A 15,074-nucleotide genomic window follows, 5' to 3' on the forward strand; every position below is an offset into this window, starting at 1 on the left:
AGTCAAAAAGATTTCGGGGTACCGAAACGGCCAATTGATTGCTCCATTCACCATCGAAGAAGCCTGTAATTAAACTATATTCGAAACCTGGTTAGAAAGCTGTCTCATTGCGTGAAGTGATAGGACTATCATAAAGGAAGCTGTGTCCTAAATCCTAGGGCAGTAGTTACAATTTAGCAAACAGATTCAACCAAAGATAATTAGCAAAAAATGTTTGAAGTAGACCCAATTCATGTAGTTAAATCTCAAATTATTCAAGCTGGCTGGAATATTAATGAAATTTTGCAAGAGCCAAAATTATCCATTCACGGGCTGCGTCTACATCTTGATCTTGTTCTTCTTCATGAATGGTATCCATTAGCAGTTGTTGAAACCAAACCCCCTGGGATCTTTAGTAAATCTTTTGCTTTGAATCAGGCTAAACATTATGCTGAAGTTCTAGGGCTGCCGTTAGCAATAGTCACAGATGGGACAAGCTATGTCAGCCTCAATCTTGAATCTGAAGATACAAAAGATTGGGAGCAGTTCCCTAGTCCTCAAGAAGTTTGGCAATGGCTTAGTAGGCCTCTAGACTCAAACGAGCCACGATTAGCTCCAGTAGCTCCAGCATCTAGTTCTTTGTGCCCTAAGCTGCATCAAGCATTGGCATTAGGTCGGGCTTTAGACGCCTTAGTCGCTGGATCGAAGCGTGAGACCATCTTAATGGTTCAAGGCTCAGGAGTTACTGCTGTCATCGCACAGCTTATATACAAGCTTACTCAAAGTGATTTCTTTAAGCGCACCTTATATATAAGCGATCACTTAGAAGATATACATTTTCTATTTGATTCTTTAAGGGGAGACTGTGCGATATCTATTGCTAATTCGAGTCAATCTTTAGACCTTAATTCTAAAGTGCATTTAGTTACGACTAACTATTTAATCAAAAACAGTTTATTTGAGGGGAGTCAGGAAAAAGATAGTTTTTATGATTTTGTTATTACTAAAAATATAAACTTTGTAGATAAAATACTTGATGAATTTAATTATCTTAATACAAGTGCAGTTATAGGCTTCTCTAACAATAAAATTTCATTTACCAGAAATTTCCCAAACAAGCCTATATTTGAACATCTCATTCAAGATGAGGTAGTAGATATTGGCCCTCCAGAGGGATTTGAAACTGTTCTTATGGGAGATATCGCTCAAATAGATGTGGGTTTATCTCTTAGGAAGATTCAATATGAGGTTCTTGAGGAAGAAAACTCCTTGAAGGCCGGACAGGTCTATCTTTTAACTGGCAGAGATCTTTCGGAAAAAAGTGACTTGAACTTCAATCAAGTTTGTAACATTCCAGCTCGAAAGTTGGAAATTCAAAACTTTGACCGAGGAAAATATGAGAGGTATTTCATTAAAGCTGGAGATATTCTAATACCTAGAATTGGTCAATACTTAAGTAAAAAAGCAATTGTTTTTCCAAATAGTATAGAAGGAAATGTAGTTTTTGCTGATAGTATTATTCGAGTTCGAGTTGATCAAGAAAAAGCTAAACCATCAGATGTTGTGGATTTCTTAAAGTCTGATAGTGGTCAGAAAATCATTCAACGCTTTGCATCTTCTCTTGCAGGAATGTCTAGATTATCGGTGAAGACTCTAACCCAAACACCAATCTTTATACCGAGGTTTAGTAGTGCACCAATACTTGAGGAGCTTAGCACTATTGCAACGACAATTCGGCAATTGAAAGAAGATATTTTACCATCTCTTGAGTCATTAGAAAAATGCACTGATTCAAACAGCGGTGAAAAAAATGAAATTGAGGTAATTGCTTGTCAACTACATCAACTTGCTGCCGAACTGGTACCATTACCATTGGCTGAGAAAATTTTAAATAACTATCCAACACCAATTGCATTCGCTTATAAACGTTTTCAAGACTCAAGATTCAACGTCTACGAACAAGTACAAAGGCTTCGAGATGTATATGAAGCCGCAAGTTTTTTTATCTATAACTTAGTTCTAGCAGATTGTTTTCGTTCGCTTGATCCAAGCAAATATTTTATTGCAGACCCAGGTGCTCGTCGTGCCTACAACGGCTATTCAATGTCTAAACGAACTGATTTCGTTAATGCAATTATTATTATTGCTAAAGCTAACAATGGCATAGAGCTATTTGTTCCAGAATTAATTAATTCACCTTTCGTTCAATGTGCTGAAAATCTGCAAGAGCTTCGTAATAGCTTATCTCATACTGCGACCGCAAGTAAAAGTAGACAGAGCAAAGTTCTTGAAGATTCCATACCTTTTGTAGAGAACTTACTATCTGGGCTTGAGTTTTTAGCAGACTATCGAATTGTGCGCGTTCCATCCTTTTATCGAAAAAATGGAAAGCTTAATTGCCGAATGGAGGTTTATCAAGGCACAGTTCCAGTTTTAGACGAGAAGACTGCAAGTGATGATTTTCCATTAGAGGAATTGCAACAAGCTGAGTATGACCATCTAGTGATGCTAAATAGCTCTGGTCAAATCCTTGATCTTCACCCGTTATATCAGTTAGTAGAAGATGAAAGAACACAATACGAATCACAGATATGCTTCTTTAAGCAACGTAAGCAAAAAGAAAAAATCTTAGAAGGTGAAAGCGTTCAGGGTTCAAAGATAATTCACTTAGAGGGGTTCGATGAGTTTGAAGTTCTTCAAAATAGGATATTGAGTGAACGTCCAAATATCAGTTAAAACATCCGATATCAGCATGTAACCGCATATCACTCTTCATTGCTGCAATCGCTCTGTGGAGTAGTGAGTAGAGCGATCGCGGCTTGGTTAGAAGGAGGTATCAGCCCACTGGAAGGAGACAGTGTGCCAACCGGACCCCAGAACGGCATCAAGGCACTTGTCGATCGCAGCCAAGCAGGGATTGATCACCACCACATCGGCAGTAGCCTGCTTGCCCGACTTGTGGGAGATTTGAGCGATCGCACGGTAGGTGTGCTGCGGGTATCTAATAGCGTTTGGGTGAGTGCAGTAGTAGACGCGATCGCTTCCATTCTTGCTGGGGAGAGAAGCAGTTCGACTAATCGTTTGATGTAACATGATTTGGCATCTCCAGTCGGGGTTGTACGCCGCTTTTGGTTCCGAAGTTTCCTAGGCCCAGGAACCAGGAGCGGTTGTTGCTTGTTTGCCCGATACAATGCCTCGGAGCAGGGCACGAAGGTTAAGTAGTCAGTGCTTCGACCAGTCGAGTCTTGGGCATGTTGCAGTAGCCCTTGACTGATTCCAGCGAAGCTAGAGCTTTGAGTTGTCGGATAGCCAAGTTCCAGTCGATTGGGTGTGGAGTCGGCTCAATCGCGAGCAAGTCATCAATTGCCTCCAGTTGCTCAACCGCTGGGGCAGGAGTGACCAAAACGCGATCGCTCTCACTGACTGGGGCTGAGGTAACCAGTACCCGTTGCGGTTCCTCCGCTGCTGGAGGTAAGACGGCGATCACCTCAGTTCCGGTCAGAATCGGTTGCATTGGCTCAGGGGGGCTGAAGTGGAGCATCACCCATCCGTAGAGCGCAACCAGACCTTTGATGGCAAGCTCAATCGTTTCAGCATGGCGTTCGGCCCCTTCTCGGTACATCCGTTTGTAGTTACGGGTAGCGGCGAAGTGAGCAGCGATCGCGGTGGTGTCAGCAACCTGGAAGGCAAACTTTTCAACAACTAATGCGTTCATGGGAATCTCCTTAATGCCGCTGAATGTGTCGTGGGCGGCTAGGCGCTTGGTGGGAGTTGCACCCGCCGGCCGGCTTGCTTACCGGAGCGCTTTAAGTTGGCTATGCAGAATCAGCTCTTGGCCCTTACCTCTACCTTCACTGTGGATTTCACTCCCGCCCGCTTCAAGGGATCTAGTGCATCGGTAGCCTCTGGGGGTTACTTCGCCTGATTCGGTTGTCTAGGTGCGTTTCTTATCTTTCCTAAAGTTACACGAAGTTTTGGATATAGTCAAGAACTTTTGGATATTTATTTCCTAAACTGGTAGTATCTTTTTAGCCATTAGGGAAATGTCGCTATGCCCAATCCAAACCCGAAAAAAGAGAACCTTGAGCTAGGGCGCGGAAAACGTCCGAAGCTGGATAACCCTTCGATTTCAATGAAGATGTCCAATGAGACTAGGAGTGCGCTTGAGGCGATCGCTGAGCAGTACAACTGCATGTATGGAGGTAAACCTTGGATCGCGGGCTTACTAGCCAAGATTGGAGCTGGGGAATTGATAGTAGTGCCAGCGCCACCAAAGGCAAAGGATGGCGATTAGCTCTAATGCGATCGCACCTATTAAATTTTCTAGAAAACCTTTTTATTTAATAGAAACCCCGCAAGTTTGTAGCGGGGCTTTTTCGTCGGGTGAGTTGTCGGATAACTGTCGTTCTTTGTCGGGCATCGGATGTCGGTTTTGCTGTGTCGGGCGTCGTGTCCCTTGTCGGTTCGTACCCGGCAGCCCTTTTACCCCTCCTTGTCGGCTGGTCAGGCATTGTCGGATACTCGACGAAGGCACCCTATTTCAAATAGAAAATATCGCCCTCACACTGCAAAACATTTAGCTTGGCAAGTTCATCCATGTAGCCACGAATTTCATCAGTCGAAACGTTCTTTAATGCGGCTAATGATGCTCTAGAAACATCTCGCGGCTTGAGTCTTTCACCTCGCTTTTGAAAGTAATCCACGATCGCTTGCAAGTGAGGGGCGATCGCTTTTTGCTCCAGTTGTGAGTCTGCGGGTAGCTGCGGGGTGACGTTGAATTCTAGAGCAAGTAAACTCTCCAACTGCTGGCGAGTTTGGGTAGGTGTCGGTGTCTCTGCGTGATGCTGTGGCTCGACTGGTCTTGCTTGAGTTACCTGACTCCCACTCAATTCAGGAAAGCGGTTGAGTATCCACTGCACCGGGTCAGGCTCTCCATAACCGTTGGTATCCGTTAGTATCCATGTTGGTAGCGTCCACTTCTCTGGAGGGCGCTTGGCAAACTGGACCGTGTAGGAGCCGGACGGGTGCGGGCGGCCACGCTTTTCAGGCCGAACTGCATGAGCGCTGATAAATACCCGCATGTTTTCTAAAGCATCCCTCACCCCCTCCAGCTTTAGCCCAGTCAAGGTGTCATTCTGGGTGATGAAGCTGTAGCAGGCGCGAGACTTGTTTGCCTTGGCGATCGCAGCCGTCATCAAGGGGCCAAGGTCTAGTTCAAGAATCTGGACTACTTGGAAGATTTCATCCAGGGTGAAGGCTGTGCCCTCCAGTTGTCCCTTCTTGGCCTCTGATGCCAGTTCCACAAGGGTATTCAGGTAATCTTTGTACTTCGCCTCGCCAATGGCTAGCCTATCCCACTTGAGGGGTGGGAAGTCGTTGTCAGTGCTGGCATAGGACACCTTGAAACCTAGCCCTAGGCGGCAAGCGTTCACCAAGTTGATGATGGTCGTTTTGCCAGATTGACTCTCGCCATAGCTCCACAAGAAAGGCTCATCAATCAGCCGAACAATGGGGAAACCATCGCGCTCTAGAGCATCCATTAAGCGCTCAATACGCTGCTCAAGCGTGCCGCTGCTCAGGTCTAGCGCTCCCTCAACTGGCGTATCAGCAACAGGGCGATCGCCTGGTTCATCTGGCCCTTGAATCACCGTTAGTGCCTCTGGTTGGAGCGTGGTATCAGCAGGGGTAGCTTGTTCAGCATTAGCAGGTAAAAGCTCTATTGCTGCCTGAGGTGGAACTTGCTCTAAGCCAGTATCAGCAACAGGCAAAGCAGGGGCATCCGAGGCCGCGATCGCTTCCTCTAGGGTGGGCAGAGCATGACGGATTGCCACTTGGCGCAGGGTGTAACGGTAGGCTGCAAAGCGCCGCTCCGCTGGGACTTGCTTCAGAAATGGGACTAGGCGATCGCCCGCTAAAGCTAGCAGTTGGTACTCTGTCGCCTGGGCTGGAGGTAGGCAGCTCGACACATCATCCGTTAGATCATCCGGTTGCACTTGGCGCGTGTCGGTGTACTCGCCAGCTGCTGCAAACAGTTCAAACAGTCCTTTTCGCAGGCAAGGGATGGGCAGCAGTTTCTTCGTTTTTTGGTAATCCGTCAGTACCATCCACGCATAGCCGCACACTCCAAAGCCACCTAGCACAGCAATCACAGGATTGGCGCTGAGTACCAGACCAACCACACCGAGGGCCGCGCTGAGCAGTTTTCCTGACTCCACATCTAAGCGGAACTCGTGTGCCTCCTGTTCCAGCTCAGTAATCCGGTTCTCAAATGCGTCCGCTATCTGGCCTTGAGTTAGCAGGGCGCTAAAGCTTTCGTTGTAAGAGTTGTTCATTTTAACCACCTATAGAAAAACCCCAGCAGGAGCACTGCCGGGGCTAAACATCAACTGAGGCTTATTCGACTACTTCGACCTTGGGGGCCGCTGCCTCACGGCCTTTATCTAGGGCATCCAAGAACAGGGCGATCGCGCATTCAGCACCGAAGATACTCAGGGCAATCCAGGTCAGGTTGCGAAGCAATTCTCCGATACCATCCGTTCCAAACAGAGGGAAATTGCTAAAGGAAACAATGAAGTCAATGGCATAGGCCAGCAGGCAAACAAACCCTTTCACTCGGAGCGATTTGGTGCCTGCCTGCTTCAGTTGCCGCCGCTTAAACTCGACCAAATCAACTGCATCAGGTCGCTTGTCAGGAACCGTATAGTCCCTAACTGCCTCATACTCGCGCTGGGCTTGGGCTAGGCTAATGTCGCGAAGCACAGTCGCTTGAATCGCCTGAATCACGGTGCTGAGAATGGATGCCACCCAAAACGTGGGACTCAGCAAGGCGGTGATGACTAGCAATGGTGCGGCATCATCTTGGATAAAAGGCTTGAGGATGAAGCTAGGGGCATCCAATACAGCCGCTTGCCAGTACCCCTCGCAACTCAAGCCAACAAAGTAAAACACTGCCAGCCCGAACAAAATGGCACTGCCAGGGGGCTGAGTTAGCCACAACACGACTCTGATGGGTAGCGTCATTAGCCATGTAACCCAGTAAAGAATGCGGTTCACCACGGACCCTAAATCAATGCTGCGATCGCGTCCTCGACTGGGTTCAGCACTGCCGGGATGACGGCGACGATGTCTGCTGGAGTATTTGCTCGTACGTTCTGTCGTCATGGAGTTACCTCACAAGCTTGGTTATCGGTTTGGATGAAGTTGAATTGCCCGTTAAAGGCAGAGCCAATACAGCGGCGGTATTGGTCGTAGATGAGAGTTTTGCGGCTGGGGTCGGTGACATGTTGCCAGTCCACAACTGGGGGAACCTCGGATAAGGTGTAATCCCGGATGATGAGCGCTTCTACATTGGCGATTTGATTGCGCTCGTAAGCTTGGGCGATCGCTTTGGCTTGCTCAGCCTTGGTTTGCTCTAAGTCGGCTTGGGATTCAAGTTGAGCTTTTTGCTCCTGTGCCTTTTGCCAAGCCCTCTGTCTTAAGGCGGCATCGGTGGCACTAAAACTGGCGATGACGACAAGCCCACCCAGGCTGGCAAAGCTGACTATCTTTCCAGAGCTGATGTTCATAGGGTTTGAGGCTTAAGTAGGGCTGGCGATCTCACCACCAGCCATTGCACAACTAGTAGGCCTGACTCAGCTCAGGCAGTCTCAAGAGGTCACGAATTAAGAACAAGTCGGGGTCATCCTCCAGCTCAAGCTCCCAATCTTCCATCTCAAAGTGAGGAACTGTGAATGAAGCTTGTCGCGGGTAGCAGTGCAAGATGAACTCAAACTCGTTAGAGCAGTTCTCAGGGAAGTGACCCCAGAATTGCTCACCAGCATCCCAAAACGGCTTCCAAGGGAAATCCAGTTCCGGGTTAATTTGCGGCGCTCCTTCCTGAGGTTGAAAGTGGAGCGAGAGTTCGAGATAATCCTCAGTCCCAAGGGCAGTGCGAGCGCCTAGCATCATCTCGAAATCGGGGTAAGCAGACTTGGCTCGCTGATACCACTCCTGCAATTGCTGCTGACCAAAAATCAGGAAAATTAAGTTGCCCTCAACCTCAGCATTGGCGGAGTAAATCATCCATTGCAAAACCTCGAAACGCTGCTCTGGATGTAATCCCCCGTCGTTGTCTCGGATGATTCGGACATCCTCCAAATCCAGCACATCAGCATGACTGCCAATTCGGTAGAGGAGATCATCGCGATCGCGTTCTGTCTTGGCTTTGTTAAAGCGATTAATTCGTTCTTCGATATAGCTCCAAACCACCATGATTAGTGCCCTCCCCGTCGTGCGTTGCCGTGGCGGAGCTGGGCAGTCAAGGCTTCTATCAAGCCTTCTGCCGCGTCGGGGGGAATCGTCTCTAGAATGTCGATTACTTCTTCTAGTTCTTCGCTGGGTTCATGCAGTGGAGTCTCAGTTACAACTGCGTCGAGTGTCCACTCTTCCTCTACCTCTTTCAAGTAGAGATAGGTACCCAGTAGCATCCGAAGGCCCAGCTTATCCTCGCGGGTAAGCTCCTCTAGTTGAGAGCCAAAACACCGCGAAAGGTCATCAATCTCAGGAGTTTGAACGTAATAAGTCGTAGGTTTTGTCATGATGAGGTTAAGTCCGTTGTTCGGGTATGTGGACAGTGGATGGAGCCAGCCTTGGCCCTAGGAAGTTGAGGCTGGCTTTACAGTTCAATCGGTTCATCAAACCTGAAATTGTCAGGCGCGGGCGCAGTTACAGGCTCAATGAAGGTAGATGCACTCAAAGCGAAATCATTCAGGCTAGGGTCAGGGTAGCGGACTGGATCAAGCTCCCAGGTGCCCAGCAGGTGCTTTGCATAGCGGCTGACTATCAAGGCGATCGCGTGGGATGGACTGCTGGCTTTTGTGATGCCCTGGATTTGGTCAACGATTGCCCGCGTGTCTGTGTCTAAAACAATTCGGCTTGTCATCGTTCCCCCTATACGCTTGCCATTCCTAGCAACGAAATCAGTTGTGAGAAGTTGGAAATTTGGGGATGACGAGCAATCTTAAAACGCCCTTTGGTGGCTTCTTCTAACGGCTCAGCCAAGCAAGCACTGCCACCAATGATGAGTACTTCACCAATCTCGCTTGTCCACTGATTCCAGCGAGTTTTTAGCTCGCCTCGGATGTCTGCCAGCCAATCTTCACGGGCCTTGTTAAATGCTTCTTGAAAGCAGAAGCCGCTAGTACCAAGCTCAAAATCACCTCGCTCAATGCCGTCCATGATTTGACTTAAGTCGGGACTGGTAGAGAGTTGTGAATTGATTCGGGCAGCAATGCGTCGGGCGAGGTCATAGGTGCCAGGGAGTACTGCGTCAGCCTCGCGAATCAAAGAACCACCCGCGCTGTAGAGACGAGCAATACCCGTTCCGCCTCCTAGGTCTAGAACCCCGTTGGAGTTGCGACGGCTGCGGAAGATCTCACGCTTCATCGCGTATTTGTAAGCTGCCTGCGTCTCGTCAATTGGCTTCACCTCATGCACAACTGCTGTGATGCGTTGCCCATTGCGGGTGAACTGGTGAGTACCCTCAATCTTTTTAAGCTCGGATACATCTGCTTTGTTACGACTATTTGGTAGAGCAATCACCAATCGTCCGATGGTGACAGCCGTGGAGCCGGGGTTGGGTTCGATCGCGGCTAGTACCAACTTCTTAGCTAGTTCACATTTGTTGTCCTGAAATACTGGGGTACCTTTCATATCCCGTGCCACCGCACCGAGGCAGAAATGCTCATTTCCTGAACTGATGACGACGCTGTGCTCGTCGGGGGTTGCTTCCTCCCAGGTAGGGTCAATTTGCTTGATAAATGCGGGAATTGTGCGGGGTTTATTGGCTGGATCAATCCATTGCAGGGTGCGATTACCACCGTCGAAGACGACCACAGGGCGTTTCAGTTCGATCGCCACTGGCTGTTCTTGGGATGTACGCAAACTGGATGCTACGAGGCTTGTAGTCATAAGTTGAAATTTCCTAGAAAAAGTAGGTTGAGTTCTTGTCTGTTCTTAGCTTCGTGCCGTTTTTGGGTGGTCGAGGAGCTATCTAACCTGTGTTCGTTGGGTGTCCCTAAAAAGCTTTTCTTGCGAACACAATAGCACAATGACACAATGACAATGTGGCACAATTAAAAAAGATTTTTATGGCAATGCGACAATAAAGCCAAATGAATATGACTTTGTTAGCTTGTGGAAGAAAAAGAAAATCAAGTGTTTGTCAGGGGTCGAGTTCCTGAGTCCATCAGGGCAAGATTCAAGGCGACCTGCGCCCTCCAAGGGCGAGACATGAGTGACGTGTTGGGAGAATTGATAGAGCAATGGCTTCAAAAGAACGAAAACCCCCCTGCGCAAAAACGGCAAGGGCGATAAGAGGCGATCGCAATTTAGGAAAAAACTATGACAACAGACCAACGACTTGATGACATTGACCGACGGCTTGAACGACTTACAACTATTTCTGAGCAGGTTGTCAATCGGTTTCAAGGCATTGATGCCAGAACTGAATCTATTTTTCTAGCCCTTGATCAACTCAGGCAGCGTCAAGAAGTGAGTCAAAGCCAGCTTGAGCAATTGAGACAAAGACAAGAAAACAGCCAAGCTCAGCTTGACCATCTCAGGGAAGACCAGCACAACTTGACAGGGCTAGTTGACGCTCTACTTCAATCAATTGATAGGAATAGTGCGGAGGCTGCCACTGACCGTGCCTTTGTACGGGGACTGCAAGTGGAAAACCACCGGATTTGGGAGTATCTCCAAGAGCAGCGTGGCGATGCTGGTAGTAACGGAAGCTAAAAGTAGGTGATCTATAGCGTTCAAGCGATCGTGATCTATAGTGGGGCACATCCGATTCAGGCAACCAACTCTTACTGATGTATATAGAGCACTATGAAACGATAGCAGCATCAAAACAGCAGAAGTGAGGAGGAAAACTGATGGCTAGGACAACCCTAGAGCAAAATCGCTGGGAGTCCCAGAATGATGGAATCTGCGGCGATCGCGGGACCACAAGAGAAAGCGTAGTCCTCACAGGTAGAAATAGAGGTAATCAACATGTCTTAAGGGAAAAATCATTCACCTAACACTACACAGCCAGAAAATTACCGAAATTATGGGAAAAATAAAACCAGACTTGGGCAAATACACTGTTTTTATTGAAAAAATGGGTCAAAGCCAAGAAGCTCTAGGGCATCATCAGGATAAGTGCACCAGTAGATAAGTAAAAAAGCGGTATCAACGTATGGAAAAGACAAAGGCTGTAGGATTTCGATTCAGAGTAAACGACTTACAAAAACTAAAGGAGCAAGCCGAACAGCAAAACATCACCCGCAATGATCTTGTACAGAAACTTGTTCAAGAACACCTTCGCAATTCAGAGTCATCTGCAATTGCATAAAAAAAGGCTGGCCCTCCGCCTTTCCGCTGCCCTTTTAAGCTAAACGCTCTCAAAAGCTAAATCGATTTGCCGTCGATTTGCAGAACTCGAAGCACCAACCGTAAACAAAGATTTCAATTTAACGTTAACACCCCCCTGGGGTTAGTGAGCAAAAAAAGCTTAAGAGCGTAGTTAGAAAAAGCAGAGGGCCGCCGTTACCCATCCCGTAACGACGACCCATGATGAAATATTATTTTCCTGAGCCCATTGTGGCACAGGCTTTCGGCTCATTGCAACGTATTGAGTCTCGCAAGTCCCTAGACAAGACTCAATTTCAAACTGAACTCATCAAATCTTTCGATCGCCTGCGATCGCTCCCCTTCGGCACTGATTTCGTACAGATATGCAAGGAAGCTCGCCGAACTAGTCTTGCCCCGTCAGCATATAAACAGCAATTCAAGGATTGGGAACGAGGAAGCTCACCCGTTCAATTAGCCCTACTGCCTTTAGAAGCGATCGCGCTAGAAGCGGAACTCCCAGTGCTAGGCATCAAGCCAGTTCTGGCAGAGTTGGCGATCGCCCCCAATCGTTTCTACATCACAGTCAGTCAAGGCATCCGGAGTTGGGATTATCCAATTCAGTTCCACCTGAACGAACTTCAGCAAGTCCTTCCAAAACTGAGCAAGCTCGATTGGAAGCTTGATGACGATGGCATTCCCATTGAAACTCAATTAATTCATTCCGCTGTAGAACATCTGATGGAGTACTTGGTTGGAGGTGAAGCATGAATACCTCTACCCGCTCTCCAATTCCTTTGCTAATTCAAGGTCAGACATACCTCACAGGACGTGAAGCTCTACTGCGTTTTTGGCAGGTAATGAGCTATGAGCCAGGGCGTGAAGTCCAGGTATCTGTTAATCAGACAATTTACTACCAAGGCTTTGTCACAACGGATGGACTAAGCCTGCACGAGTACGTTTGCACCGGAAAGGATGCCAACGGCAGAAAACAGTGGGAAGCCTCTGGGAAGTTTTGGCAGGATGGCTATGCTTATTTGCTTCGACGAGCTAAGCAGGGTGATGAAATCTTCTATAAGGCAAACTACCTTGTAGGCGGCATCTCCAATGAGGCTTTCGTCTCCTCGACTGATATCTTTGCCGAGGATGATGAGCGTAGCGAGCCTGAACAATGGGACAACCTAGCTCAATTCGTATCAGCAACTAACATTCAACCTACAGCAGTGATTCACAGTGGAGGGAAGTCTCTTCACTTACACAATCGACTGAAGGTACCAGTACAAGCTGAACAGTGGTTAGATTTAGTCACCCAATACTGCGCTTGGCTAGGTAGTGACTTCTCAGTAACCACTCTTCACCGTCAAATGCGTCTGCCTGGGTTCCCAAGGCGGCGTAAGGATGGGTCTTGGGGTGAAGTTGCTTTATTGGTGGCAAATGATGGTGCAACGCCCATTGATACTTTCCAGCAAGCCCTAAGTGAATCTTGGCCTTACTCTCACCCTTTCACTAAAACTCGCTGGCAGAAGTACAAATCCACAACTGCCTTCGCTCGCATCGGTCGGGACATCAGCCCACTATCGACCCCCAGTGATGCTTTCCAACTGCCTGAAAGCTTATTGTTTCCTATCCAGCAGAGCCGCACTTACACAGAGCAGCGATCGCAATCTCTTAGTGCATCCGAAAATCCTTGGGAGAAGCTTCTAAACGATACGTTAGCCCCTGCTCTAGAACAGCTTCCTCTAGAGCAGATATTTAATGAGTATCAACACGACTTCAAGCAAATTGGCGGCGAGCTGGTTGGTAAATCCCCTTGGTCAGCCACCAATAGTAGTGGAACTGCCTTTAAGGTCAATGCTCGCTCTGGGGCATGGACTTGTCATGCTTCCCAACAGGGTAGTCAGAGCGCAATTCAGTACTTGCAACTCATTTGGTACGGCAAACAAGGGCGATCGCTGCATGGTCGTGAGTTCATCGAGTTCTGCAAACGTTTGGCTGCCAAGGTTGGCGTTGAAATTTCTAACGAGCTAGGACAGCCACCTGCCCGACAAGGTAGGTTAAACCAGGCAGAATACGATGCTTTTGTTGAGGCACAGCGAGAGCAATGGAAGCAGGACCAGGAAGCGGAGAAACAACGCAAGGCGACGACCTATCGTGAAAAGATTGACCGCATCCAGCGATCGCTTAACAGTCTCACCTACAAACCAACTGTAGAACTGAATCAGCCTTATATGGGGGAATTTGATCTTCCAGAAGAGGGGTCAGTTTTCCTGGTATCTGGGCTTTGTGGAACAGGTAAAACAACTTTATTCAAGCGACTTGCAGAGCAGTACCGCCAGAAGTATCCAAGTGGAAAAATAGTCTCAATCGGCTCACGTAATCTGCTGCTGCTACAGAGCGGTGAAAAACTGAAGATTCAGCACATTTCGGTATTCAAGCATAAAGGCTTCACCGATACCAGAGCGCTTAATACTGCGAGCTCAAAGAGCTTATGTTTTGACAGCCTGCTCAAAATTGACATTTCAAAACTAGGTCCTCACCCCTTGGTATTTCTAGATGAGATTGACGCGGGATTTAAGCATCTTCTCCAAGGGGGGACGATTGACGACAAGCATATTGGGCACATTCAACTGCATCTCCAGGAGCTATTGAGGGAGATAGTTGATCGTGGCGGCTTCATCGTTGGGGGGGAAGCCAACCTAACAGATTTACCCATTGATTTCTTGCTAGAGACAATTGGACGTGAGGTTCCTCTACACCTAGTTGTCAACTCCTGGATTCCATATTTACCTCCAGAAAAAGGGGGGGCAAGGGTTTTTGATTCCCCTTCGATGACACTAGAAGAAATTTGCTCGTTCCTCGCCAAGGGAGAACCCATCATTGGGGTATCAGATACCCAAAAATGGGTGGAGGAAGTAGAGGGTGTAGTCCTAAAACTGGAACAGGCTGGGCTACTACCTCCACAGCGCATTATCCGGGTAGACAGCAAAACCTCAGAAACTGATGAGATTAAGGATTTCATGCGAGATCCAAATGCTGCGATCGCTTCTCAAAAGCCCACCCTGCTCCTGCTTTCCCCTAGCGCTGAATCAGGTATCGATATCACTATTCCTTATTTCAAGCAGCTAGCCTTTCACTTTGTTTATTTAGAAACGCGATCGCAAATCCAACTGCCGAGTCGCTATCGGCTGCCAATTCCTTGGTTTGGCTACGTCAAGGAATATGCAGCATCTGATGAGGGCGGGCGATCGCTCAATCCTGCAACACTGCTCAAAGATTTGTACAAAAACAAAGAACAATTGAGCAGGCTTGTGAATCTAGCTGAGGCACTAGCCAAGGATGACAATACTGAAGCTCAGCACAAACTGATTCAATTATTAAGTCCAGATTCCGAATCCCCTGATAAATTCTGGCTGAAGCATTGGGCCAAGTTCCAAGCTCGCACTAACGGTGCTAGAGCCAACATGAAGGAGCGATTGCTGGAATACTGGCGCAAAACTGGCAGAACAGTAATTCAGGTTGAATGTGGAAAATCGAAGCACTATGCCCAACTGCGGCGCGAAGTCCGGGAAGAGCTTGACTTATTAGAAGCCCAGAAATGGGCAGCAGCAGAGACATTTGATATCACTGTTTCTCATGCACTCACCATTCTGGAGAGTAACAACAGCACGGAGGATGAACGCCGAAAGGCTCAGAAGCGCCTGCTAGAGGATAAATTGCCAGGG

15 protein-coding genes are annotated in these 15,074 nt (G+C 47.8%); 7 read left to right on the forward strand and 8 right to left on the reverse strand.

Annotated features, from left to right (window positions below; translation table 11 throughout):
• Positions 1–210 precede the first annotated feature (210 nt).
• Positions 211–2,715, forward strand: coding sequence for a type I restriction enzyme HsdR N-terminal domain-containing protein (locus tag NDA01_RS26065; RefSeq protein WP_348230271.1), 2,505 nt, complete (start codon positions 211–213; stop codon positions 2,713–2,715).
• A 39-nt stretch (positions 2,716–2,754) separates the two neighbouring features.
• The gene (locus NDA01_RS26070; RefSeq protein WP_348230272.1) at positions 2,755–3,069 is read left to right on the forward strand and encodes a hypothetical protein; all 315 of its coding nucleotides are present in this window, start codon (positions 2,755–2,757) and stop codon (positions 3,067–3,069) included.
• A gap of 124 nt (positions 3,070–3,193) precedes the next feature.
• On the opposite strand, the gene NDA01_RS26075 is transcribed toward NDA01_RS26070, so the two are convergent.
• Positions 3,194–3,694 carry a hypothetical protein gene (locus NDA01_RS26075; protein ID WP_348230273.1) on the reverse strand — a complete coding sequence of 167 codons (501 nt, stop codon included), beginning with the start codon at positions 3,692–3,694 and terminating at the stop codon, positions 3,194–3,196.
• Positions 3,695–4,030: 336 nt separating this feature from the next.
• On the opposite strand from NDA01_RS26075, the gene NDA01_RS26080 reads away from it, so the two are divergent.
• Entirely contained in the window at positions 4,031–4,273 is a 243-nt protein-coding gene (locus tag NDA01_RS26080) for a hypothetical protein (protein WP_348230274.1), read from the forward strand.
• Between the two features lie 241 nt (positions 4,274–4,514).
• On the opposite strand, the gene NDA01_RS26085 is transcribed toward NDA01_RS26080, so the two are convergent.
• The 7 genes from NDA01_RS26085 to NDA01_RS26115 form a co-directional block, all read right to left on the reverse strand.
• Positions 4,515–6,311 carry a hypothetical protein gene (locus tag NDA01_RS26085; protein ID WP_348230275.1) on the reverse strand — a complete coding sequence of 599 codons (1,797 nt, stop codon included), beginning with the start codon at positions 6,309–6,311 and terminating at the stop codon, positions 4,515–4,517.
• A 61-nt stretch (positions 6,312–6,372) separates the two neighbouring features.
• Entirely contained in the window at positions 6,373–7,140 is a 768-nt protein-coding gene (locus tag NDA01_RS26090) for a hypothetical protein (RefSeq protein ID WP_348230276.1), read from the reverse strand.
• Entirely contained in the window at positions 7,137–7,544 is a 408-nt protein-coding gene (locus tag NDA01_RS26095) for a hypothetical protein (protein ID WP_348230277.1), read from the reverse strand. The genes NDA01_RS26090 and NDA01_RS26095 overlap by 4 nt, the downstream gene beginning before the upstream one ends.
• Before the next feature lie 52 nt (positions 7,545–7,596).
• The gene (locus NDA01_RS26100) at positions 7,597–8,229 is read right to left on the reverse strand and encodes a hypothetical protein (protein ID WP_348230278.1); all 633 of its coding nucleotides are present in this window, start codon (positions 8,227–8,229) and stop codon (positions 7,597–7,599) included.
• A gap of 2 nt (positions 8,230–8,231) precedes the next feature.
• Complete coding sequence (locus NDA01_RS26105) at positions 8,232–8,555, reverse strand: Rho GTPase-activating protein (protein ID WP_348230279.1); 324 nt, start codon at positions 8,553–8,555, stop codon at positions 8,232–8,234.
• A gap of 77 nt (positions 8,556–8,632) precedes the next feature.
• Positions 8,633–8,899, reverse strand: a complete 267-nt coding sequence (locus tag NDA01_RS26110; RefSeq protein ID WP_348230280.1) for a hypothetical protein — start codon at positions 8,897–8,899, stop codon at positions 8,633–8,635.
• Positions 8,900–8,907: 8 nt separating this feature from the next.
• The gene (locus NDA01_RS26115) at positions 8,908–9,927 is read right to left on the reverse strand and encodes a ParM/StbA family protein (protein ID WP_348230281.1); all 1,020 of its coding nucleotides are present in this window, start codon (positions 9,925–9,927) and stop codon (positions 8,908–8,910) included.
• A gap of 246 nt (positions 9,928–10,173) precedes the next feature.
• Between NDA01_RS26115 and NDA01_RS26120 the strand changes: the two genes are divergently transcribed.
• The 4 genes from NDA01_RS26120 to NDA01_RS26135 form a co-directional block, all read left to right on the forward strand.
• Entirely contained in the window at positions 10,174–10,332 is a 159-nt protein-coding gene (locus NDA01_RS26120) for a plasmid partition protein ParG (protein ID WP_348230285.1), read from the forward strand.
• 27 nt (positions 10,333–10,359) lie between these two features.
• On the forward strand, positions 10,360–10,755 hold the full coding sequence (locus NDA01_RS26125; RefSeq protein WP_348230282.1) for a hypothetical protein: 396 nt from the start codon (positions 10,360–10,362) through the stop codon (positions 10,753–10,755).
• 819 nt (positions 10,756–11,574) lie between these two features.
• Positions 11,575–12,123, forward strand: a complete 549-nt coding sequence (locus NDA01_RS26130) for a hypothetical protein (RefSeq protein ID WP_348230283.1) — start codon at positions 11,575–11,577, stop codon at positions 12,121–12,123.
• The coding region (locus NDA01_RS26135) for a hypothetical protein (protein ID WP_348230284.1) at positions 12,120–15,074 on the forward strand (2,955 nt) is incomplete at its 3' end. The genes NDA01_RS26130 and NDA01_RS26135, both read left to right, overlap by 4 nt.

It is taken from the genome of Trichocoleus desertorum AS-A10 (genome assembly GCF_039962155.1).
Lineage (GTDB): Bacteria > Cyanobacteriota > Cyanobacteriia > FACHB-46 > FACHB-46 > Trichocoleus.

What these genes read in the sequence shown, in the direction of transcription:
- NDA01_RS26065 (WP_348230271.1), top strand. Translation starts at nt 211, where the DNA reads ATGTTTGAAGTAGACCCAATTCATGTAGTTAAATCTCAAATTATTCAA.
- NDA01_RS26075 (WP_348230273.1), bottom strand. Translation starts at nt 3,694, where the DNA reads ATGAACGCATTAGTTGTTGAAAAGTTTGCCTTCCAGGTTGCTGACACC.
- NDA01_RS26080 (WP_348230274.1), top strand. Translation starts at nt 4,031, where the DNA reads ATGCCCAATCCAAACCCGAAAAAAGAGAACCTTGAGCTAGGGCGCGGA.
- NDA01_RS26085 (WP_348230275.1), bottom strand. Translation starts at nt 6,311, where the DNA reads ATGAACAACTCTTACAACGAAAGCTTTAGCGCCCTGCTAACTCAAGGC.
- NDA01_RS26090 (WP_348230276.1), bottom strand. Translation starts at nt 7,140, where the DNA reads ATGACGACAGAACGTACGAGCAAATACTCCAGCAGACATCGTCGCCGT.
- NDA01_RS26095 (WP_348230277.1), bottom strand. Translation starts at nt 7,544, where the DNA reads ATGAACATCAGCTCTGGAAAGATAGTCAGCTTTGCCAGCCTGGGTGGG.
- NDA01_RS26100 (WP_348230278.1), bottom strand. Translation starts at nt 8,229, where the DNA reads ATGGTGGTTTGGAGCTATATCGAAGAACGAATTAATCGCTTTAACAAA.
- NDA01_RS26105 (WP_348230279.1), bottom strand. Translation starts at nt 8,555, where the DNA reads ATGACAAAACCTACGACTTATTACGTTCAAACTCCTGAGATTGATGAC.
- NDA01_RS26110 (WP_348230280.1), bottom strand. Translation starts at nt 8,899, where the DNA reads ATGACAAGCCGAATTGTTTTAGACACAGACACGCGGGCAATCGTTGAC.
- NDA01_RS26115 (WP_348230281.1), bottom strand. Translation starts at nt 9,927, where the DNA reads ATGACTACAAGCCTCGTAGCATCCAGTTTGCGTACATCCCAAGAACAG.
- NDA01_RS26125 (WP_348230282.1), top strand. Translation starts at nt 10,360, where the DNA reads ATGACAACAGACCAACGACTTGATGACATTGACCGACGGCTTGAACGA.
- NDA01_RS26130 (WP_348230283.1), top strand. Translation starts at nt 11,575, where the DNA reads ATGATGAAATATTATTTTCCTGAGCCCATTGTGGCACAGGCTTTCGGC.